Origin of the sequence: Citrobacter sp. Cpo012 (genome assembly GCF_030333015.1) — a bacterium.
Classification (GTDB): domain Bacteria; phylum Pseudomonadota; class Gammaproteobacteria; order Enterobacterales; family Enterobacteriaceae; genus Citrobacter; species Citrobacter portucalensis.
This window is the reverse complement of the sequence record NZ_JAOWGR010000025.1, coordinates 68,845-89,707: the sequence shown is the minus strand read 5'-3', so window position 1 is coordinate 89,707 and position 20,863 is coordinate 68,845. Positions and strand designations below refer to the sequence as shown.

General features: G+C 52.8%; 20 protein-coding genes. 3 read left to right on the top strand and 17 right to left on the bottom strand.

Translation table 11 applies throughout. The features are described 5' to 3' along the window. Positions 1-91: 91 nt before the first annotated feature. Genes hemG through pepQ form a run of 4 tightly spaced genes read right to left on the bottom strand, consistent with a single transcriptional unit; the run spans position 92 to position 4,084 of the window. Positions 92-637 carry a menaquinone-dependent protoporphyrinogen IX dehydrogenase gene (hemG, locus tag OGX90_RS01635; protein WP_032945724.1) on the bottom strand — a complete coding sequence of 182 codons (546 nt, stop codon included), beginning with the start codon at positions 635-637 and terminating at the stop codon, positions 92-94. An 11-nt stretch (positions 638-648) separates the two neighbouring features. After that, positions 649-2,100, bottom strand: a complete 1,452-nt coding sequence (gene trkH / locus OGX90_RS01630; protein ID WP_003017848.1) for a Trk system potassium transporter TrkH — start codon at positions 2,098-2,100, stop codon at positions 649-651. A 38-nt stretch (positions 2,101-2,138) separates the two neighbouring features. After that, a complete protein-coding gene (locus tag OGX90_RS01625; RefSeq protein ID WP_003017851.1) occupies positions 2,139-2,753 on the bottom strand; it encodes an IMPACT family protein in 615 nt (204 codons plus the stop codon). Next, on the bottom strand, positions 2,753-4,084 hold the full coding sequence (gene pepQ / locus OGX90_RS01620) for a Xaa-Pro dipeptidase (RefSeq protein ID WP_008787103.1): 1,332 nt from the start codon (positions 4,082-4,084) through the stop codon (positions 2,753-2,755). Before pepQ ends, OGX90_RS01625 begins: the two co-directional genes overlap by 1 nt. A 188-nt stretch (positions 4,085-4,272) precedes the next feature. On the opposite strand from pepQ, the gene fadB reads away from it, so the two are divergent. Together fadB and fadA are read left to right on the top strand one after the other, a co-directional pair. Continuing rightward, positions 4,273-6,462, top strand: coding sequence for a fatty acid oxidation complex subunit alpha FadB (fadB, locus tag OGX90_RS01615; protein WP_032941592.1), 2,190 nt, complete (start codon positions 4,273-4,275; stop codon positions 6,460-6,462). 9 nt (positions 6,463-6,471) lie between these two features. Further along, positions 6,472-7,635 carry an acetyl-CoA C-acyltransferase FadA gene (fadA, locus tag OGX90_RS01610; protein WP_003828895.1) on the top strand — a complete coding sequence of 388 codons (1,164 nt, stop codon included), beginning with the start codon at positions 6,472-6,474 and terminating at the stop codon, positions 7,633-7,635. 154 nt (positions 7,636-7,789) lie between these two features. Here fadA and OGX90_RS01605 read toward each other — a convergent pair whose 3' ends face one another. The 4 genes from OGX90_RS01605 to ubiD all read right to left on the bottom strand — a co-directional run bounded on the left by OGX90_RS01605 (position 7,790) and on the right by ubiD (position 12,157). Beyond that, complete coding sequence (locus OGX90_RS01605) at positions 7,790-8,770, bottom strand: LacI family DNA-binding transcriptional regulator (RefSeq protein WP_286623027.1); 981 nt, start codon at positions 8,768-8,770, stop codon at positions 7,790-7,792. Beyond that, positions 8,767-9,693 (bottom strand): ROK family protein, encoded by a 927-nt coding sequence (locus OGX90_RS01600; RefSeq protein ID WP_048237119.1) that lies wholly within the window; start codon positions 9,691-9,693, stop codon positions 8,767-8,769. The genes OGX90_RS01605 and OGX90_RS01600 overlap by 4 nt, the downstream gene beginning before the upstream one ends. A gap of 228 nt (positions 9,694-9,921) precedes the next feature. Beyond that, positions 9,922-10,623: an NAD(P)H-flavin reductase gene (gene fre / locus OGX90_RS01595; protein ID WP_003828903.1), complete on the bottom strand. Its 702-nt coding sequence runs from the start codon at positions 10,621-10,623 to the stop codon at positions 9,922-9,924. Positions 10,624-10,663: 40 nt separating this feature from the next. Next, on the bottom strand, positions 10,664-12,157 hold the full coding sequence (gene ubiD / locus OGX90_RS01590; RefSeq protein ID WP_286623024.1) for a 4-hydroxy-3-polyprenylbenzoate decarboxylase: 1,494 nt from the start codon (positions 12,155-12,157) through the stop codon (positions 10,664-10,666). Positions 12,158-12,361: 204 nt separating this feature from the next. Between ubiD and rfaH the strand changes: the two genes are divergently transcribed. Beyond that, positions 12,362-12,850, top strand: a complete 489-nt coding sequence (gene rfaH, locus OGX90_RS01585; protein WP_003017881.1) for a transcription/translation regulatory transformer protein RfaH — start codon at positions 12,362-12,364, stop codon at positions 12,848-12,850. 5 nt (positions 12,851-12,855) lie between these two features. Here rfaH and tatD read toward each other — a convergent pair whose 3' ends face one another. The 9 genes from tatD to udp all read right to left on the bottom strand — a co-directional run bounded on the left by tatD (position 12,856) and on the right by udp (position 20,797). After that, on the bottom strand, positions 12,856-13,638 hold the full coding sequence (gene tatD / locus OGX90_RS01580) for a 3'-5' ssDNA/RNA exonuclease TatD (protein ID WP_003841237.1): 783 nt from the start codon (positions 13,636-13,638) through the stop codon (positions 12,856-12,858). Positions 13,639-13,679: 41 nt separating this feature from the next. Continuing rightward, positions 13,680-14,471, bottom strand: coding sequence for a Sec-independent protein translocase subunit TatC (gene tatC, locus OGX90_RS01575; protein ID WP_003828911.1), 792 nt, complete (start codon positions 14,469-14,471; stop codon positions 13,680-13,682). A gap of 2 nt (positions 14,472-14,473) precedes the next feature. Next, positions 14,474-15,022: a Sec-independent protein translocase protein TatB gene (gene tatB / locus OGX90_RS01570; RefSeq protein WP_008787098.1), complete on the bottom strand. Its 549-nt coding sequence runs from the start codon at positions 15,020-15,022 to the stop codon at positions 14,474-14,476. A 3-nt stretch (positions 15,023-15,025) separates the two neighbouring features. Further along, positions 15,026-15,280 (bottom strand): Sec-independent protein translocase subunit TatA, encoded by a 255-nt coding sequence (gene tatA, locus OGX90_RS01565; protein ID WP_003017888.1) that lies wholly within the window; start codon positions 15,278-15,280, stop codon positions 15,026-15,028. A gap of 78 nt (positions 15,281-15,358) precedes the next feature. Continuing rightward, entirely contained in the window at positions 15,359-16,999 is a 1,641-nt protein-coding gene (gene ubiB / locus OGX90_RS01560; RefSeq protein WP_003828916.1) for a ubiquinone biosynthesis regulatory protein kinase UbiB, read from the bottom strand. Next, a complete protein-coding gene (ubiJ, locus tag OGX90_RS01555; RefSeq protein WP_003828918.1) occupies positions 16,996-17,601 on the bottom strand; it encodes a ubiquinone biosynthesis protein UbiJ in 606 nt (201 codons plus the stop codon). Before ubiJ ends, ubiB begins: the two co-directional genes overlap by 4 nt. A 13-nt stretch (positions 17,602-17,614) precedes the next feature. Continuing rightward, the gene (gene ubiE / locus OGX90_RS01550) at positions 17,615-18,370 is read right to left on the bottom strand and encodes a bifunctional demethylmenaquinone methyltransferase/2-methoxy-6-polyprenyl-1,4-benzoquinol methylase UbiE (RefSeq protein WP_003017897.1); all 756 of its coding nucleotides are present in this window, start codon (positions 18,368-18,370) and stop codon (positions 17,615-17,617) included. Between the two features lie 94 nt (positions 18,371-18,464). Next, positions 18,465-19,895, bottom strand: coding sequence for a DNA recombination protein RmuC (gene rmuC, locus OGX90_RS01545; RefSeq protein ID WP_095533171.1), 1,431 nt, complete (start codon positions 19,893-19,895; stop codon positions 18,465-18,467). A gap of 140 nt (positions 19,896-20,035) precedes the next feature. Continuing rightward, entirely contained in the window at positions 20,036-20,797 is a 762-nt protein-coding gene (gene udp, locus OGX90_RS01540; protein ID WP_003828923.1) for a uridine phosphorylase, read from the bottom strand. Between the last annotated feature and the right edge of the window lie 66 nt (positions 20,798-20,863).

Below are 20,863 nucleotides of genomic sequence, written 5' to 3'. Positions count from 1 at the left end.
GTCAGTGGAGGCGCATTATAGGGAGTTATTTCAGGCTGACAAGGGGAAATTTAAAATAATCTTCCGAGTGCGTATTTTTTATTCTTTGCGCTTATTTTAACAACGCTTTGTTGGTTAATTGGGCTATTTCCCGCGCGAATCTCGCAACCTGTTCCCAATCGGTATACACCACTTCTTTATTCGTATCCGTTTCACCACCTGACATCTTCATTATCAGTTGGATCATAACGCGGTCATACCAGCGATAGCGTGGATACAGCAAAGCACCCGCAATAACTGCACTGTGGTCTGGTCGCCACGGCGAACTCATCAGGAACTTACGCGCATAGCTGTTGGTTTGCGGCGTACGTTTCTCCGGCTTACGGGCTACGAGGTTTACGGAGTAGAACGCGCTCGGCATCGAATTCAGCCGTGTGGCATGCTTTTTCACAAACTCCTGAAAAGCAGCATGGTAATGACCGTAGCGAATCGAGGCGCCAATTACCACGCTGTCATAATTTTGCCAGTCCGGCTCCGCGGTACGATGCAAATTAACAACATCTGCCCAAACGCCCAGCTCTTTGAGTTCAGAAGCCAGATATTCAGCGATTTCACGCGTTTGTCCGTCCCGGGAAGAAAAAAGAATCAGTGTTTTCACGTGTTACTCCATTATTCACGCCAGAAGGTAGGGGTAAAGAGCACCAGCAGAGTAAAGACCTCCAGACGACCAAACAGCATATTGGCAATCAGGATCCACTTCGCCACAGGGTTCATACTGGCAAAGTTGTCGGCGACAACCCCCAGTCCAGGCCCCAGGTTATTCAACGTTGCCACTACGGAGGCAAACGCGGAGAAGTCATCAACACCGGTCGCAATAATCGCCAGCATACTGATAATAAAGACCAGCGCATAGGCAGAGAAGAATCCCCATACGGCTTCAAGAATTCGCTCCGGCAACGCACGGTTACCCAGTTTGATACTGTAAACCGCATTCGGATGGACCAGTCGTTTCAATTCGCGGTTACCCTGCTTAAACAGCAGCAGGATACGAATCACCTTCAAGCCACCGCCCGTCGACCCGGCACAGCCGCCGATAAAAGCAGAACACAGCAACAGCACTGGCAGAAACAGCGGCCAGCGGGCAATACTGTCCGTAGTAAACCCGGCGGTCGTCGCCATCGATACCACCTGGAAAAAGGCCTGGTTGATCGTCGTGAGCGCCGAGCCATAGGTATTGTGTATCCATAGCACCAGCGTACAGACTGCCACCAGCGTCAACTGCACGCCGATAAACATGCGGAATTCCGGATCCCGCCAGTAGACCTTCAGACTACGCCCACTTAATAAAGAGAAGTGCAGACCATAGTTACAACCGGAGATCAGCAAGAAGATAGCAATGATGGTGTTAATCGTGGGACTGTCGAAATACCCCACACTGGCATCGTGTGTGGAAAAACCACCGATGGCGATTGTGGCAAAACTGTGCCCAATGGCGTCAAACGCGGGCATCCCGGCAAACCATAGCGCCAGCGCGCACGCCACCGTCAGTAATACATAGATTAGCCACAGCGTTTTCGCCGTTTCGGCAATACGCGGGCGCATTTTATTATCTTTCAGCGGCCCCGGCATTTCTGCACGATAGAGCTGCATCCCACCAACGCCAAGAATAGGCAGGATAGCCACCGCCAGCACGATGATCCCCATCCCGCCGAACCATTGCAGCATCTGGCGATAAAAGAGAATCGCGTGTGGCAATGAATCCAGCCCCACCAGCGTCGTCGCACCTGTAGTGGTTAATCCGGAAAAGGATTCAAAAAAAGCGTCGGTTATCGTTAGGTTAGGGCTTTCCGCAAAGATGAACGGTAGCGCACCCACACTGCCCAGAACGGTCCAGAACAAAACGACAATCAGAAATCCTTCGCGCGATTTCAGTTCACCCTTCTCTTTACGGTTTGGCCACCACAGCATGGAGCCGATCGCCAGAGCAACGAAGAAAGTTTGGGTGAATGCACGCCCTGCCCCATCGCGGTAGATGAGCGCTACCAGTCCGGGGATAATCATTGTCCCCGAGAATAAGATGACCAGTAGTCCAACGATTCGGGTGATGGCGCGAAAATGCATCTCTGCCGCTTCCTTAGTTCTTTAAAATGAGGTGGGGATTATTCTTCAATCGCTAACAATTGCAATGAACCACGACTAAAATCCGCCAGTTTTGCCGAAAACTCATCCACTTTGGCAAAAGGAAGCGCCACCCTGAGCCGAACAAAAGCCTGGTAATCACTGGCAACGACTTTACCGTCAAACTGCCCCAGCAAGGCTTCAATGCCTGCCAGCTGACCGTACTCACACTGCAAAGTATATTCGGTTAATGGCGTCTTGCGCTGTGTCGTTAACTGGCGCAACGCCTGATTCACACCACCACCGTAGGCTTTTACCAACCCTCCAGTACCGAGAAGGATACCGCCGTAGTAGCGCACGACTACAGCGGTAATCTCGCCGACACCGCTCCCCATCAGCTGCGCAAGCATCGGTTTACCTGCCGTACCCGCCGGTTCGCCATCGTCTGAAAACCCTAGCTGCTGCGAGTCATTGGGCGCACCCGCCACCCACGCCACACAATGGTGGCGGGCGTCCGGGTGTTCCGCTTTGACTGACTCAACAAACGCCTTTGCCGCTTCTACGCCGTCCGTATGGGCGAGCAGCGTAATGAAGCGGCTTTTTTTGATCTCTTCGACGACGCTAACCGGCGCCGCAGGGATTAACCAACTGTCCATTACGCCAGTTTCAAATCCCGCGTCATGTTTTCGATATTGTTTTCGTGGACCACCACGTTGTCTTCAATACGAATACCGCCGAACGGTTTCAGTGCTTCAATTTTCTGCCAGTTGAAGTGCTTGCTGAACTGTCCTTCACGCCACGGTGCCAACAGAGATTCAATGAAGTAAATGCCCGGTTCGATGGTCAGAACCATGCCTGGTTGCAGTACGCGGGTGCAACGCAGGTAAGGATACTTCGACGGCGCGGCCAGATGAGTACCGCTGTCATCCTGCATAAAGCCTGCGACATCATGCACCTGCAGACCCAGCGGGTGACCAATACCGTGCGGCATAAACGGCCCGGTAAGATCGTTTTCCACCATCGCTTCTTCACTCATACCGGTGATGATTTGATGCTTACGCAGCAGCTTCGCGATACGCTGATGGAACTGAATGTGATAATCCACGTAGCTGGTGCCTGCTTTCATGGTGGCAATCAGCGCCAGCTCTTCGTCGTTAACGTCTTTCACCAGATGCGCATAGTCGTTGTCGTTTTTCGCCGACCAGGTACGCGTCAGGTCTGCCGCATAGCCGTTGTATTCCGCACCAGCGTCGAGCAGGAAGCTGCGGATTTCAGACGGTGCCTGATGATCCAGCTTGGTATAATGAAGAACCGAAGCATGCTCGTTAAGCGCCACGATGTTGCTGTATGGCACGTCGGTGTCGCGGTGACCGGTGGCAGTCAGGTAAGCGAGGTTGATGTCAAACTCGCTCATTCCGGAACGGAACGCTTCTTCTGCGGCACGGTGTCCATTTACCGCCATTTTCTGCGCTTCGCGCATACAGGCCAGTTCGTATTCCGTTTTATAGGCGCGGTAATAATGCAGGTAGTCGATCACCCCTTTCGGGTTGATGTTGCTGGCCGCGATGTCCAGTTGCAGCGCACGTTCCGGAACCGGGCCGATATAACCAATATTGCCTCGAGCAGCAGGCAGTTGGCTACCGATACCATCCGCTTTCGGCAGCGCGATGATCTCGATTTCTTCCGTCCAGAAAGAGGTTGGTAGCGGCTCAACGTTGTGCCAGTAATCGACCGGCAGGTAGAACCACAGTTTCGGCTTGTTTACGCCATCCACCAGCAACCAGCAGTTAGGAACCTGTGTTACAGGCACCCAGGCTTTAAATTGTGGATTGACCTTAAACGGATATGGATGATCGTCGAGAAAGACGTTAACAAGTTCGCCAGAGTGAATAAGTAACGCATCCAGTTTGAAGCGATCCAGCGCGTCGCGCGTCCGTTCCTGTAAGGTAACGATATGATTTTTATAGAGTGCGGCCAGCGATTCCATTTTCTATCCTTCTGTTTTTTGACCTCAAGTCTCCGCATCTTAGCACATCGCTTTGTGAGTGCGTGATTTCTGCCGAGCGTGATCGAATCGTCATTTCTTTAATCATTCATTTGCATTTTATTAACATAAAACACACACTTCGATTCATCTGGTATGACCAGATCACCTTGCGGATTCAGGAGACTGACATGCTTTACAAAGGCGACACCCTGTACCTCGACTGGCTGGAAGATGGCATCGCCGAACTGGTGTTCGATGCCCCTGGTTCGGTCAATAAACTCGACACGGCCACCGTTGCCAGCCTGGGCCATGCGCTTGATGTGCTGGAAAAACAACCGAATTTAAAAGGGCTGCTGCTGCGTTCTAACAAAGCAGCCTTTATTGTTGGTGCCGATATCACCGAATTCCTTTCACTGTTCCTCGTGCCTGAAGAACAACTGAGCCAGTGGCTGCATTTTGCCAACAGCGTCTTTAATCGCCTCGAAGATCTGCCTGTTCCGACCCTGTCAGCAGTAAACGGCTACGCGCTGGGTGGCGGCTGCGAGTGTGTTCTGGCAACCGATTATCGTCTGGCAACGCCGGACCTGCGCATTGGCCTGCCGGAAACCAAGCTGGGCATTATGCCGGGCTTTGGCGGCTCCGTGCGTATGCCACGTATGCTGGGTGCGGACAGCGCGCTGGAAATTATTGCGGCAGGTAAGGATGTTGGTGCTGAGCAGGCGCTAAAAATCGGCCTGGTCGATGGCGTAGTGAAGCAAGACAAACTGCTTGATGGCGCGATCGCAGTATTACGTCAGGCGATTAACGGCGACCTCGACTGGAAGGCCAAACGTCAGCCGAAGCTGGAGCCGTTGAAACTCAGCAAAATTGAAGCGGCTATGAGCTTTACCATCGCTAAAGGCATGGTGGCACAGACGGCAGGGAAGCATTATCCCGCGCCGATTACCGCGGTAAAAACCATTGAAGCAGCGGCCCGTTTTGGCCGCGAAGAAGCGCTGAATCTGGAAAATAAAAGCTTTGTTCCACTGGCGCACACCAGTGAAGCTCGCGCGCTGGTTGGGATCTTCCTTAACGATCAGTTCGTCAAAGCCAAAGCCAAAAAACTCACCAAAAATATTGAAGCACCGAAGCAAGCTGCGGTGCTGGGCGCGGGCATTATGGGCGGCGGCATCGCTTACCAGTCAGCCTGGAAAGGCGTGCCGGTTGTCATGAAAGATATCAACGACAAATCATTAACGCTGGGCATGACCGAAGCGGCCAAGCTGCTGAACAAACAGCTTGAGCGCGGCAAAATTGACGGTCTGAAAATGGCGGGTGTGATTTCCACTATTCATCCAACCCTCGACTATAGCGGTTTTGAGCGTGTGGACGTGGTGGTTGAAGCTGTCGTGGAAAACCCGAAAGTGAAAAAAGCGGTACTGGCAGAAACCGAAGATCAGGTACGCCCGGACACCGTACTGGCTTCAAATACCTCCACCATCCCAATCAACGAGCTGGCCAGCGCGCTCAAGCGCCCGGAAAACTTCTGTGGGATGCACTTCTTTAACCCAGTACACCGCATGCCACTGGTTGAGATTATTCGCGGCGAGAAAAGCTCGGATGAAACCATCGCCAAAGTTGTCGCTTGGGCAAGCCAGATGGGCAAAACCCCAATTGTGGTCAACGACTGCCCCGGTTTCTTCGTGAACCGCGTGCTGTTCCCGTATTTTGCCGGTTTCAGCCAGCTGCTGCGCGATGGGGCGGATTTCCGCAAAGTCGACAAAGTCATGGAAAAACAGTTTGGCTGGCCGATGGGCCCGGCTTATCTGCTGGACGTGGTGGGAATTGATACCGCACATCACGCGCAGGCAGTGATGTCCGCAGGCTTCCCTCAGCGTATGCAGAAAGATTATCGCGACGCGATAGACGCCCTGTTTGATGCGAACCGTTTCGGACAGAAAAACGGTCTTGGATTCTGGCGTTATAAAGAAGACAACAAGGGCAAGCCGAAGAAAGAAGAGGATGCCACCGTTGACGATCTGCTGGCAGAAGTCAGCCAGCCGAAACGCGACTTCAGTGATGAAGAGATTATCGCTCGCATGATGATCCCAATGGTCAACGAAGTGGTGCGTTGTCTGGAAGAAGGCATTATCGCCAGCCCGGCAGAAGCCGACATGGCGCTGGTGTATGGCCTGGGCTTCCCTCCGTTCCACGGCGGCGCGTTCCGCTGGCTGGATACGCTCGGCAGCGCGAAGTATCTCGATATGGCCCAGCAGTATCAACACCTCGGAGCGCTGTATGAAGTTCCGGCTGGTCTGCGTGATAAGGCGCGCCATAACGAACCGTATTATCCCCAGGTTGAGCCTGCCCGCCCGGTTGGCAGCCTGAAAACGGCTTAAGGAGTCACAATGGAACAGGTTGTAATTGTTGATGCGATCCGTACCCCGATGGGCCGTTCGAAAGGGGGCGCGTTTCGTAACGTGCGGGCAGAAGATCTCTCCGCACACTTAATGCGTAGCCTGCTGGCGCGAAATCCTGCGCTGGAGCCATCCGCGCTTGATGATATTTACTGGGGCTGTGTGCAGCAAACGCTGGAGCAGGGTTTCAACATCGCCCGTAACGCCGCGCTGCTGGCGGAAGTTCCGCACTCCGTTCCAGCCGTCACGGTCAACCGCCTGTGCGGTTCGTCCATGCAGGCGCTGCACGATGCGGCACGCATGATCATGACCGGCGATGCTCAGGCGTGCCTGATTGGCGGCGTGGAGCATATGGGCCATGTGCCAATGAGTCACGGCGTTGATTTCCATCCGGGCATGAGCCGCAACGTGGCAAAAGCCGCGGGAATGATGGGTCTGACTGCGGAAATGCTCTCTCGCATGCACGGCATCAGCCGTGAAATGCAGGACGCCTTCGCCGCGCGTTCACACGCCCGTGCCTGGGCAGCAACGCAGTCTGGCGCGTTTAAAAACGAAATCATCCCGACCGGCGGCCATGATGCCGATGGCGTGCTGAAGCAGTTTAACTACGATGAGGTTATCCGCCCGGAGACAACCGTTGAAGCGCTCTCCACCCTGCGCCCGGCGTTCGATCCGGTTAGCGGAACGGTCACTGCCGGTACCTCCTCCGCACTCTCCGACGGCGCTGCGGCGATGCTGGTCATGAGCGAAAGTCGCGCCCGTGAGCTGGGTCTGACGCCGCGTGCCCGTATTCGTTCGATGGCTGTTGTTGGTTGCGACCCTTCAATCATGGGTTACGGTCCGGTTCCGGCCTCAAAACTGGCGCTGAAAAAAGCGGGACTCTCCACCAGCGATATCGGTTTGTTTGAGATGAACGAAGCCTTTGCCGCTCAGATCCTGCCGTGCATTAAAGATCTGGGGCTGATGGAGCAGATCGATGAGAAGATCAACCTCAACGGCGGGGCGATCGCTTTGGGCCATCCGTTGGGTTGCTCTGGGGCGCGTATCAGCACCACCCTGCTCAATCTGATGGAACGTAAAGACGTACAGTTTGGCCTGGCGACGATGTGTATCGGTTTAGGCCAGGGCATCGCGACGGTATTTGAGCGAGTTTAATCAAAGCATGTGACTTATTGTAGGCCGGGCAAGCGAAGCGCCCCCGGCGACTATGCCGGATGGCGACGCTGATGCGTCTTATCCGGCCTACAACACAAATGCCATTGTATAACAATTTAGTTGCCGTTCTTCCCGCCTGTCAGGGGCGGGTTTTTTATTTCCCTGAACTACCACGTACCACTAACTGCACCGGCAACAGCAGATTCTCTTCCTGATTTTCTTCCAGCAATAAACGCAGCGCTTCACGCCCCAATTGTTGTTTATCAACCGCAATGGTGGTGAGTGGTGGATGTGACCAGGCCGCAGCATCGATATCATCAAACCCCACCAACGCAAGATCTTCCGGGATACGTATACCCTGCTGCGCACACACCCGTTGAACAACCAGCGCTGCCGCATCGTTATAGGCAAAAATAGCGTCGGGCGGCTCTGGCAGACTGAGCAATTCATTCACCGCCTCCACCAAAGATTGCTCGGTATCCAGCAGCGGCGGCGCAACGGCTTCATACTCTGGCGGCATCAGCAAACGGGCCTCATACAATGCCTGACGGTAACCCTTCTCGCGCTGACGGATGCTGTAGTGCGCAAGCGTGCTGGCAAGAAAAGCAATACGGCTGCGACCTTGTGCAATCAAATGTTGTGTAGCCAGATAACCGCCCTGGGTGTTGTCCGGATTCACGCAAGGCAGGCCCGGCGCCCAGAGATCCACCAGCACCAACGGCAGCTTCATCTGTTGCAGCAAGCCAAGTAATTCAGGCTCAAAAAATCCGGCACAGATCAGCGCATCAGGCTGGTGCAGCAGCACCTGCTCACTCACTGCATCGCCTGGACCAATGGAGAGAAAGCTCAGCGCAATACCATGGTCACGACAGTTATCTTCTATGCCCAGCAGCAGTTGAGAGTAAAACGGCAATGCCCGGCTGATATTGTGCTGGCGGTGAAGCAAAAACAGGACGCGTTTGATCTTGTCAGTGCGCAGACGGGAAAAATCATAACCCTGCTGCTGCGCCACAGAAATAATGCGCAGCCGGGTGTCTTCACGCAGCCCCGGCTGCCCTTTTAGGGCGCGGGAAACTGCACCAACTGAAACACCACAAGCTTCGGCAATATCTCTGATACGTACAGGTTTTGTCATTTCACTCTCATTGATTCTACTATGGCTTGTTGCGCCCCCAGCCAGGCCGCACCGCGTACGCCGCTGCTGTCGCCGTGACGGGCCCGAACGATCGGTGTGCGGCACTGCTTACCAAATACGTACTGCGCCACTCGCGCCTGCAAACCCGAATACAGTAAATCGATATTGGATACCCCACCCCCAAGCACGATAACATCGGGATCGAGCGTATTCACCACGCCCGCCAACGCACGCGCCAGTTGATCGCAATAACGTTCCCATACAAAGCAGGCATCCGCATCACCCGATTCTACCTGTTGCATAATTTGTGGCACACCCACATGCTGCGCGGTGTGATTCAGGTACTGGCGTTCCAGACCGCTGCCAGAAATAAAGCTCTCAATACAGTTCAACTGTCCGCAATAGCATCTCACTCCAGCCCCGTCCTGAGATTCGTGGTAGCGCGGCAATGCATTATGCCCCCACTCTCCTGCGCAGGCGTTAGGTCCAGAGATCAAGCGGTTATCGATGCATAGTCCACCGCCGCAACCGGTACCGAGGATCACGCCAAATACCACGCTATGCCCGTGTCCGCTACCGTCCATCGCTTCCGACAAGGTAAAGCAGTTGGCATCATTGGTAACCGGCACTGGCATTCCTGATGCTCGCTCAAGGTCTTGCGCAAAGGCCTGCTGATTCAGCACCAGGATGTTCGAATTCTTAATCAAACCTTCGCTATCCACCGCGCCAGGCACCCCAACGCCAACCGATAAAGGCTGATTAACGGCCAGTCTGGCCTTAGCAATCATCTCCGTCACGGCCTGGAAAAAATCACCGTAACTCTGCTTTGGTGTCGCGCATCGCTCGCGGTAAACAATTTCACCCGCGTTATCAATCACCACTGCTTCGATTTTAGTCCCGCCAATATCCAGTCCGAGCCTCATGGTTTTCCTCGTTTGCGCCTCGCAATTTGATTGTGCCTAGTTTGCCAATTTTGTTTACTAAACAAAAAGAGACCTGTCACAAAAGCTAAGTTTTGTGATTAATAGACAGGAAAAATATGTTTACTAAAAAACGTGGTGAAAAAGAGAAACAACGAGACCGGGCTTGCACCCTGTTAGAAGAAGTAAGGTTGGTGATGAATGCGCCGGAAGGGCCCCGGCGCACAGCGCTTAAATGAACGCGAAAGCGTCGCCAAACAGGCGATCTTCACGCGCACTGCGCTCATTACAGAAGAGATCGCGCGCGATTTTGGCCATTTCAAAACGCCCGGCAATGTAGATATCATGCTCCGCCAGGGTACCGTAATCCTGCAATACTGCCGTTAACACGGTTCCCGTACGACCACGCCAGCCGTCTTCAGGCTGTTCCACCACTGGCTCAACGCGCAGATTCGGGTGGTTCACAGACAGCGCTTCCAGCTCGGAGAGATCGTAGAGATGCTTCTCCTCGCGACCGCCCCAGTAAATGGTGATATCGCGGTTTGGGTTGCGCGCGAGCGCGGTAAGCAGAATAGAACGCACGTAAGAGAACCCTGTACCACCGGCAATCAGGATCAGCGGGCGCTCGTCTTCATCTCGCAGCCAGGCTTCGCCATGCGGAATGTCGACTTTGATTTCCCGGTCTTTCAGAATGCGGTCCATCACGGCCATGGCGTAAAGATTTAGCTCAGAGGCGCCAACGTGCAGCTCAATGAATCCTTGCTCGTCCGGCGTTGATGCCATGGAGAACGGACGCTTATCCCTTTCATCCATCACGACCATTAAATACTGGCCAGCACGAAAGGAAAACGCCGCGTCTGGCACTAAACGAACGCGATATACGGTGTCAGTGATAGCTTCTACCGAGGTCACTTTACAGCTTAAGGTTGTCATGCGCTCTCTCTGTCGGATCAATAGGCAAAACGATCGCGCCTCAGGCGCTTTTGCCGTCATTAAAGATGGCCAGTTCATCCCAAATTGCGTCAATGCGCGCAGTCACTTCAGGATCCTTTTTAATCGGACGTCCCCATTCGCGTTGGGTTTCGCCCGGCCATTTATTTGTGGCATCCAGCCCCATTTTTGAACCAAGGCCGGAAACCGGCGAGGCAAAGTCCAGGTAATCAATTGGCGTATTCTCTACCAGTACCGTATCCCGGGCCGGGTCCATACGGGTAGTAATTGCCCAAATCACATCATTCCAGTCGCGTGCGTTGACGTCATCATCGCAAACAATAACAAATTTGGTGTACATAAACTGACGCAAAAACGACCAAACGCCCATCATGACGCGTTTGGCATGACCAGCGTACTGTTTTTTCATCGTCACGACGGCCAGGCGATAAGAACAGCCTTCCGGAAGTAGATAAAAATCGACGATTTCCGGGAACTGCTTTTGCAGAATAGGCACGAAGACTTCGTTCAGCGCCACGCCGAGCACCGCGGGTTCATCTGGCGGGCGTCCGGTATAGGTAGAGTGATAAATTGCATCTTCACGCTGGGTAATGTGCGTGACGGTAAAGACCGGGAAGCTATCTACTTCGTTGTAGTAGCCGGTATGATCACCATACGGCCCTTCCGGAGCCAGCTCGCCCGGTTCAATGTACCCTTCCAGCACGATTTCTGCGCTGGCAGGCACTTCCAGGTCGTTGGAAATACATTTAACCACTTCGGTCTTGGTTCCGCGCAACAGCCCGGCAAATGCGTACTCGGATAATGTATCAGGGACCGGCGTCACGGCCCCCAGAATGGTCGCAGGATCTGCTCCTAACGCCACAGAAACCGGGAAGCGTTCGCCCGGATGCGCTGCGCACCACTCCTGGTAATCAAGCGCGCCGCCGCGATGGGACAGCCAGCGCATAATGAGCTTGTTTTTGCCAATCAGCTGCTGACGATAGATGCCCAGATTCTGCCGCTCTTTATGCGGACCACGCGTCACGGTGAGCCCCCAGGTAATCAGCGGCGCGGCATCTTCCGGCCAGCAGGTCATAATCGGAATGCGGTTTAAATCAACGTCATCGCCCGAGTAGATTTTTTGCTGACAAGGTGCACCGCGCAACCGCTTAGTCGGCATGTTCAACACCTGCTTAAACTGCGGCAGCTTATCAAACAGATCGCGGAATCCTTTCGGTGGCTCTGGCTCTTTCAAAAACGCCAACAGTTTACCGACTTCTCGTAGCGCCGAGACATCTTCTTGTCCCATCCCCATCGCAACACGCTTTGGTGTGCCAAACAGGTTACACAGCACCGGCATTGAATAGCCTTTCGGATTCTCAAACAGTAACGCAGGCCCACCGGCACGCAGAGTGCGATCGGCAATTTCAGTAATTTCCAGATGGGGATCCACCTCAAGCGAAATGCGTTTGAGCTCGCCCTGCTGTTCAAGCAGCGTCAGGAAGTCGCGTAAATCGTGATATTTCATGGCGTCCATTGTGGCCTCTTCGTAAGCGCTTCATTATACGGCGTTCATCATTGTGATGCTGTATTTTTGTTAAATTAGCGTGAACTCTGGCGATACATATAAGCCCCGGGCGTATATACCCATTGGGTTTCAGCCTGCGTTGAGGTGGGTATAATTAACTTAACGCATGGCTTTTGCTATGCTTGCGCTCAGAACAAGCGGATAAGAGTTATTATGCAATCCTGGTATTTACTGTACTGCAAACGTGGGCAACTTCAGAGAGCCCAGGAACACCTGGAAAGACAGGCGGTGAACTGCCTGACGCCTATGATCACCCTGGAAAAAATAGTGCGCGGTAAACGTACCACAGTCAGTGAACCACTATTCCCTAATTACATGTTTGTCGAGTTCGACCCGGAAGTGATCCACACCACCACTATCAATGCCACGCGTGGTGTCAGCCATTTCGTCCGTTTTGGCGCGACGCCTGCGACCGTCCCTTCTCCCGTTATTCACCAGCTTTCTATCTACAAGCCTGAAGGTATTGTGGACCCGCAAACTCCTCAGCCAGGGGACAGCGTGATTATTACTGAAGGGGCATTTGAGGGGCTAAAAGCGATCTTCACCGAACCGGATGGCGAAGCGCGTTCCATGCTACTGCTTAACCTGTTGAATAAAGAAGTTAAGCAGAGCGTGAAAAATACCGGTTTTAGAAAAATTTAAGCCGTTTAGAAGGTCACTTCGAACAACGTTCGGACGTTAGCATCAATGGTTGCTGACAGCCATTGAGGATCTTCTCCGCGCCAGTGGGCAATACGCTCAAGAATATGTGGCAGGTGCGCCGGTTCATTGCGCCGTGACGTCGGTTTAGGCGTTAAGTCGCGAGGAAGTAGGTAAGGCGCATCGGTTTCGATCAGTAGCCTTTCCACCGGAATAAACGGCAGCAGTTCCCGCAGTTCCATCCCACGGCGCTCATCACAGACCCAGCCGGTAATACCAATATAAAGCCCTCGGTCCACACAGTCCTGCATCTCCTGCCGCGTTCCGGTAAAACAGTGCAGCACCGCGCCCGGGAGACTATCCAGCCACGGCTCCAGCAACGTCAGAAAACGCTCATGGGCATCCCGACAATGCATGAAAATCGGCATCTGCAGTTCAGCGGCAATGCGCAGTTGTGCCTCAAAAGCACGTTCCTGCTCCTGTGGCGTGGAGAAATTGCGATTGAAATCCAGACCGCACTCGCCAATAGCGACCACCTCAGACTGGTTTGCCAGCGCGATAATCTCGTCTTCCGTTGAGGATTGCCATTGGCTACTGTCATGCGGGTGCACGCCAGCCGTGGACCAGCAATGCGGATAATGTTGCGCCAACTTCAGCGCCTGCTGGCTTTCGTGCAGGTTTGTTCCGGTCAGAAGCATACCGTTTACGCCCGCAGCAAAGGCGCGCGCCACAACATCATCCCTGTCTTTCGCAAATTGTGAACTGGTTAAATTAACGCCAATATCAAACATGCTACCTCCCATATGACAACCGCCCTGACGGGCGGTTGAATTTACTCTTCTGTTTTCTCGGTGGCTTCGGCTTCTTTTGCTTCTTCAGCCTCGTTGTCCTCATCTCGCGTACGTCGCTTACCGACATAGAAACGAGAGAAGAAAACGCCCACTTCAAACAGGCAGTACATCGGTATCGCCAACAACGTTTGCGAGAAGACATCTGGCGGAGTCAGTAACATCCCGACGACGAATGCTCCCACCACCACGTAAGGTCGTTTCTTACGTAAATCTTCAGGTGTCGTAATGCCCATCCAGCATAGCAGCACAATGGCGACAGGGACCTCAAAAGAGACACCGAAAGCCATAAATAGCGCCATTACGAAGCTGAGATAGCTGGCAATATCTGTCGATACCTGCACGCCTTGCGGAGCCGTGTTAGCCAGAAAACCAAACGCCAACGGGAAGACGACAAAATAGGCGAATGCCATGCCGATGTAGAACAACAACGAGCTGGAGACCAGCAGCGGCACAACCAGGCGACGTTCATGTTTGTACAAAGCAGGCGCAATGAATGCCCATACCTGGTAGAGGATCACTGGCGCAGACAGGATCAGCGACACCATGAAGGTTAACTTTATAGGGGTAAAGAACGGTGAGGCCACATCGGTGGCGATCATCGTTGCACCCTGCGGCATCTGTTTAATCAGCGGTGCCGCAACCATATGGTAAATGTCGTTGGCAAAGTAAACCAACGCCAGAAAGATCACGATAACCGCAATAATGCAGTTCAGGAGTCGCTTACGCAGCTCGATAAGATGCGTAATGAGCGGTTGGGTATCTTCTACAGCCATGTTTACGGTTTATCACTCGACGAGGGGGAGGATTCGACAACAGGTGCGGCAGCTTTCTTTTCTGCATCCATCAACGTGGCGGAAGTGTTTTCCGTCTGCTCTGGCGTTTTAGCACCCGCGGATTCCGGTTTTTGCTCCGGCGAACTGGCCTGGTTTTCAGCGGCGGCAGGGGTGACCCCTTCTCGCTGCGCTTCACCTTCTTTCACCACCGGATTATGGATAGTGTGCGCTTCATCGCTCGCTTTCTCAGGATCGTGCACGCTGTAAGAACGCTTCATCGATTCCGCCGCTTCACGCAGCTCATCCATTGACGCTTTCAGCTCCGGGGTCAGATTTGTCAGGCTCGCTTTCTCTACTTTCTTCAGGCTGTCCTGAAACTCCTGAAGCTTAAGCTCCTGGGTCAGTTCATTCTGAACAGTAGTTGCAAGGGAACGCAAAGCGCGAACCCAGCCAGCAACCGTTTTTACCGCTACAGGTAATCGTTGCGGCCCCAGAACAATGAGGCCGATCACGAACACCAATAACAGTTCGCTAAAACCGATATCAAACACGGATTATACCTGCTCTTTATCTTGGCTTTTGGCGTCTTCCTTTTTCACTTCACCCTGCTTATCGGTGATGGATTTAGCAGTAAAATCAGCGTCCTGGCTGGTCTTATCTTGCTTAGGCTCATCATCACCCATCGCTTTTTTGAAGCCTTTGATCGACGCGCCAAGATCGGAACCGATGGAGCCGAGTTTCTTGGTGCCAAATAGCAGTACAACGATGACGGCAATGATCAACAACTGCCAAATACTGATACCACCCATACATGTTCCTCTGTCATAGATGATGAATTAATAAGGCCGTAGTATACGTTACACGACCTGCCTTGGGCGATGAAAAATTCAGCGCATTTTGCGCCAGCCGATCAACCAGGCTATGACGCCTCCCGCCATTAACCAGCCCGGCATAAGCCCCCACTCAGGGCGGCTTACCAGCAGGAATGTTCCACTTAGCAACAATGTTGCGCCAATGCCCAATAAATAACGGGATTGTCCCTGGCGTACATGATTCGCGTGAAGCTCGCGGGCAATCTTATCAACACTGTGCTGTAAATATTTGCCCTGGCGCAAACTGTCATACACAAGTTCAGGTATTTCTGGCATTTTTTCGACCCAGAACGGTGCTTTTTCTTTAAATGCCCTAACGAGCGCCGGAATACCGACCTGATCTTTAATCCAGGATTCGAGGAATGGCTTAGCCGTTTTCCACAAATCTAACTGAGGGTAGAGTTGTCGTCCGACACCTTCAACGTACAGTAGCGTCTTCTGGAGCAATACCAGTTGAGGCTGAACTTCCATATTGAAGCGGCGCGCAGTGTTGAACAGATTCAACAGCACGTGACCAAAGGAAATCTCCGCCAGCGGCTTTTCAAAAATCGGCTCGCACACGGTACGAATGGCAAATTCAAACTCTTCTACGTTGGTATCCGGCGGAACCCAACCAGAATCCACGTGCAGTTCAGCAACTTTGCGGTAATCGCGGTTAAAGAACGCAATGAAGTTTTCAGCCAGGTAGCGCTTATCTTCTTTGTTTAAAGAGCCCACAATCCCACAATCAATACCAATGTATTTCGGGTTTTCAGGGTGCTCATAACTGACAAAAATGTTCCCGGGGTGCATATCCGCATGGAAAAAGCTGTCGCGGAATACCTGAGTAAAGAAGACCTGAACACCACGCTCGGCCAACAGTTTCATATTGGTGCCGTTCTTCTCAAGCGTGGTGACATCTGAAACCGGGATACCGTAAATGCGCTCCATCACCATCATGTTCTGACTGCAATAGTCGGAATACACTTCCGGGATGTACAGCATCGGACTATCTTCAAAATTACGTCGTAGCTGAATGGCGTTCGCCGATTCGCGCAGCAGATTCAGTTCATCGATCAACGTTTTTTCATATTCACGGACGACTTCTGTTGGTCGCAGGCGACGTCCATCTGGCAGCAGACGAGGAACCCAACGAGCCAGGCGGTAGATCAGTTTTAAATCCGCTTTGATGACCGGGAGTATGTCCGGGCGAATAACTTTGATCACCACCTCTTTGCCATTCGATTTCAATCGCGCAGTGTGGACCTGAGCAACAGACGCAGATGCCAGTGGCGTGATTTCAAAATCATCAAACCATTCCTCAACGGGCAGCCCGCCCATAGCCTCTTCGATTTGTTTTTTCGCTCTAAGCCCATCGAACGGGGCAACCCGATCCTGCAATAGCGCAAGCTGATCGGCGATGTGCGGAGGGAAAAGGTCACGACGGGTAGAGAGCATTTGCCCAAATTTGATCCACACCGGGCCGAGTTCCTGTAAAGCCAGTCTCAGCCTTTCTCCCAGCGGTTTGTCTTTATGTCGGTTGGGCATCCAGAACAACGAGTAACGCCACAACCGAAGCGGCAGCGTGATTCGCATTTTGGGGATGAGTTCATCAAGACCGTAGCTTAAAAAAGTGCGAATGATGAAATAAAGGCGCCGTACTTCACCTGGCGTCATTTGGCCTCCAGTTTTTCCAGCCGTTTGGCCAGAGATTCAACCGCGCGCTCAACGGCTGCCGTTTCTTCAGCAAACCATGCAACCTCTAGTGGACCAGGAGCCATGCGCCACTCTTCAGTGATCGCTTCGGCGACATAGCGCTGCTGGCGCTGAAAGTTATGGCACAGGAACTTCGCTCCACCACGCAAGACTTTACTGACCCCTTCCGCGACGATATCGCCGGTATAGGGTGCTAACAGTTCTGCAGGATCCAACTCCGCCAGATCGGCCAGCGCAACAAAGTTCTGTACTACCTGGATATCGCCCTGGACTTCCAGCTCACCGCTGCGGATAAGCGTGGTGAGTTGCTGTCGATCACGCAATTTCGGTAACACACTGGCATATGTGATTACGGTGCAATCGGCTTCGCCTTCCCATGCCCCCAGCACATCGACCTGGCGCTCGCTAAATACCAGGACTAACGGTGTTGAAAATCCTTTGAGATCAACACGCAGCACCTTACCCTGTAAACGCGTTCGGGCTGACTTCAGCGCAGGAGAACGGTACAGAAAGGTGTTGAGCAGATTTTCAACGCCTGCGGTTACTAAGGGTTTTAAAGGCATCCCCACTCTCCTGTCAGAACTTGTAACCACGATGCAGCGCAACGACACCTGCTGTCAGGTTGTAGTAATCAACGCTTTCGAACCCGGCATCTTGCATCATTGCTTTTAAGGTGTCCTGATCGGGATGCATACGGATGGACTCCGCCAAATAACGGTAGCTGTCCGCATCGCTTGCTACCATTGAACCTATGCGCGGCAGAACATGGAAAGAGTATGCGTCGTAGGCTTTGCTCAACGGTTCGATTATGGGTTTGGAGAATTCCAGCACCAGTAGACGTCCGCCCGGCTTCAATACGCGGTACATGGAGCGTAATGCTTTGTCTTTATCCGTTACGTTGCGCAGACCGAAAGAGATGGTGATGCAGTCAAACGTGTTGTCAGGGAAAGGTAATGCTTCCGCATTCGCCTGAACGTACTCAACGTTACCTACCACGCCAATATTACGCAGCTTTTCGCGACCCATTTTGAGCATTGAGTCATTGATATCCGCCAGCACAACTTTGCCGGTTTCACCAACCATGCGAGAGAATTTCGCTGTCAGATCGCCGGTACCGCCTGCTAAATCGAGAACGGTTTGCCCGCGACGCACGCCACTGCAATCAATGGTGAAGCGCTTCCACAAACGATGAATGCCAAATGACATTAAGTCATTCATAACGTCATATTTAGACGCCACAGAATGAAAAACGTGGGCCACCATGTCAGCTTTCTGCTCTTTAGCGACGGTCTGAAAGCCAAAGTGCGTCGTTTCTTGTGAATTATCCACCATCTCAGTGCCTGCTCATCCAAAAAATGTTCGAGAAGTGTAACAGATTGGGCCAATTTGCCCTACCCTTCTACCGGGTTCAACTACCCCAAATGGACTAGTTTGATTGCTGATTTACCGCTTCATCCTCGGGGTAAGATGCATCTTGTTGCGTCTCAGGGACCGAGCGCAAGCGGTATTCTTCATCCTGTGTAGTAGCTTGTTCAGCCAGCTCAGGATTTATCTCGCGCTTAATTTCCACGCCTAAACTACGAAACGCTTCTGCCTGCGACAGGACGTTTCCACGACCGGAAGAGAGTTTTTTCATCGCCTGTCGGTAGTTGTCCTGGGCTTTGTCCAGGCTTTGACCTATTGCCGACATATCATCCACAAACAACCGCATCTTGTCATAAAGTTTGCTGGCCCGATCGGCAATTTGTTGCGCATTACGACTCTGATGCTCGTAGCGCCACAGGTTGGCGATCGTGCGCAATGCCACCAACAGCGTGGTAGGGCTCACCAGCATAATGTTATTTCTAAGCGCTTCGGTAATCAGTTCGGGCTGTCTGTCGAGCGCCAGCAAAAAAGCGGGCTCAACGGGGATAAACATCAACACATAGTCAAGCGTACGCAGCCCAGGAAGCTGCTGATAATCTTTGCGCCCCAGTAGTCGAATATGGTTGCGCACCGAGGCGATGTGCTCCTGCAATGCACTTTCGCGGGTGTATTCATCTTCTGCGTTAAAATAGCGCTCATAGGCGACCAGCGTCATTTTCGCATCGATCACCACATCTTTACCCTGCGGTAGCCGAACGATGACATCAGGCTGCATTCGCGAACGGGCGTCGTTTTCGATGCTGACCTGGGTTTCATATTCATAACCCTCACGCAGACCAGAAGCTTCGAGTACCCGCGTGAGTACGACCTCTCCCCAATTACCCTGCGTTTTGTTATCGCCTTTTAATGCCCGCGTCAGGTTTACCGCTTCCTGCGCCATCTGCGCATTCAGTTGTTGGAGATTACGAATTTCGTGTGCCAGGGTATGGCGTTCTTGTGCCTCTTTACCAAAGCTATCCTGAACCTGGCGACGAAAACCGTCCAGTTGTTCACGAAGCGGCGCAAGCAGGCTGTTCAGACTTTGGCGATTTTGCTCATCAACACGGCGGTTGCTGTGCTCAAAAATACGATTCGCCAGATTTTCAAACTGTTCACTCAGACGCTGTTCGCTGTTGATCATCTGGCGGATTTTATCTTCCGCATGCTGTTGCGTTGCTTCCAGCCGGGTAGTGACTTCACGGAGATCGGCTTCCAGAGAGGTGTTGATACTGTGCAGACTGCGTAATTCGTTATTGAGTAGTTCGCACTCATCACGCCAGTGAGCTTCCTGCGAGAGCTGCTGGCGAGCGGCGCTTAGCGCAATATCCAGTTCACGTCGCTCTTCGATGAGGTCGGCACGGATTTGATCGGCGCGTGCTTTTGTCGCCAGCCACCCTACCAGTAGCCCTGCGGCTAACGCCAACACGGCACTCATCATAATTGAAATATCCACAACGCCCCCTTACAGCAACGACTTACCCGCACAAAATAGAATTGTGCTGTATAAACGTCCAGTTTAAAAGGAATTTCCTGCGAGGCACTACGCAAAATAAAAAGGCCGAACGCGTCGGCCTTTTTGAATAGACGGGAGAATTACAGTAAACGACGCGCGGCTTCTACCACGATTTTCACCGCGTGACTTTCCGTTTGTTTCATCGTTTCCGCATTAGGGATCTCTTGCTGAGTACGGTTCACGATAACACCCGCGACCATACCGGCACGCAGACCCTGGCTTGCGCACATGGTCAGTAGCGTAGCAGATTCCATTTCGTAGTTCATGACGCCCATAGACTGCCACTCTTCCATTGAGCCTTTGAAACGGCTCACGACGCGACCAGAGAAGGTGTCATAACGCTCCTGGCCCGGGTAGAAGGTGTCAGAAGACGCGGTAACACCCACGTGAGTGGTGGCGCCGATAGATTTCGCCGCTTCCACCAGCGCGGTGGTGCACTCGAAGTCCGCAACGGCCGGGAATTCCATTGGTGCGAAGTGCAGGCTTGCACCGTCCAGACGAACAGATGCAGTGGTAACCAGCACATCACCCACGTTGATATGCGGCTGGATAGCGCCAGTCGTACCGATACGCAGGAAGGTACGAATGCCCAGCTGTGCCAGTTCTTCTACGGCAATAGAGGTGGACGGGCCGCCGATACCGGTAGAGCAAACGATCACGGCTTTACCATCCAGCTCAGCACGCCAGGTGGTGAACTCGCGATGAGATGCCAGCTTAACCGGCTTATCCATCAGCGCGGCGATCTTTTCCACACGCTCCGGGTCGCCAGGGACGATAGCAAGCGTAGCCCCTTGTAAATCGTTCTTAGTGAGGCCGAGATGAAAAACATCAGACTTAGACATAAAAACTCCTCTGTGAATCGGTTTTGTCAGAAGAAGCAAAAACACACTTTACCGAAGGCATAAACA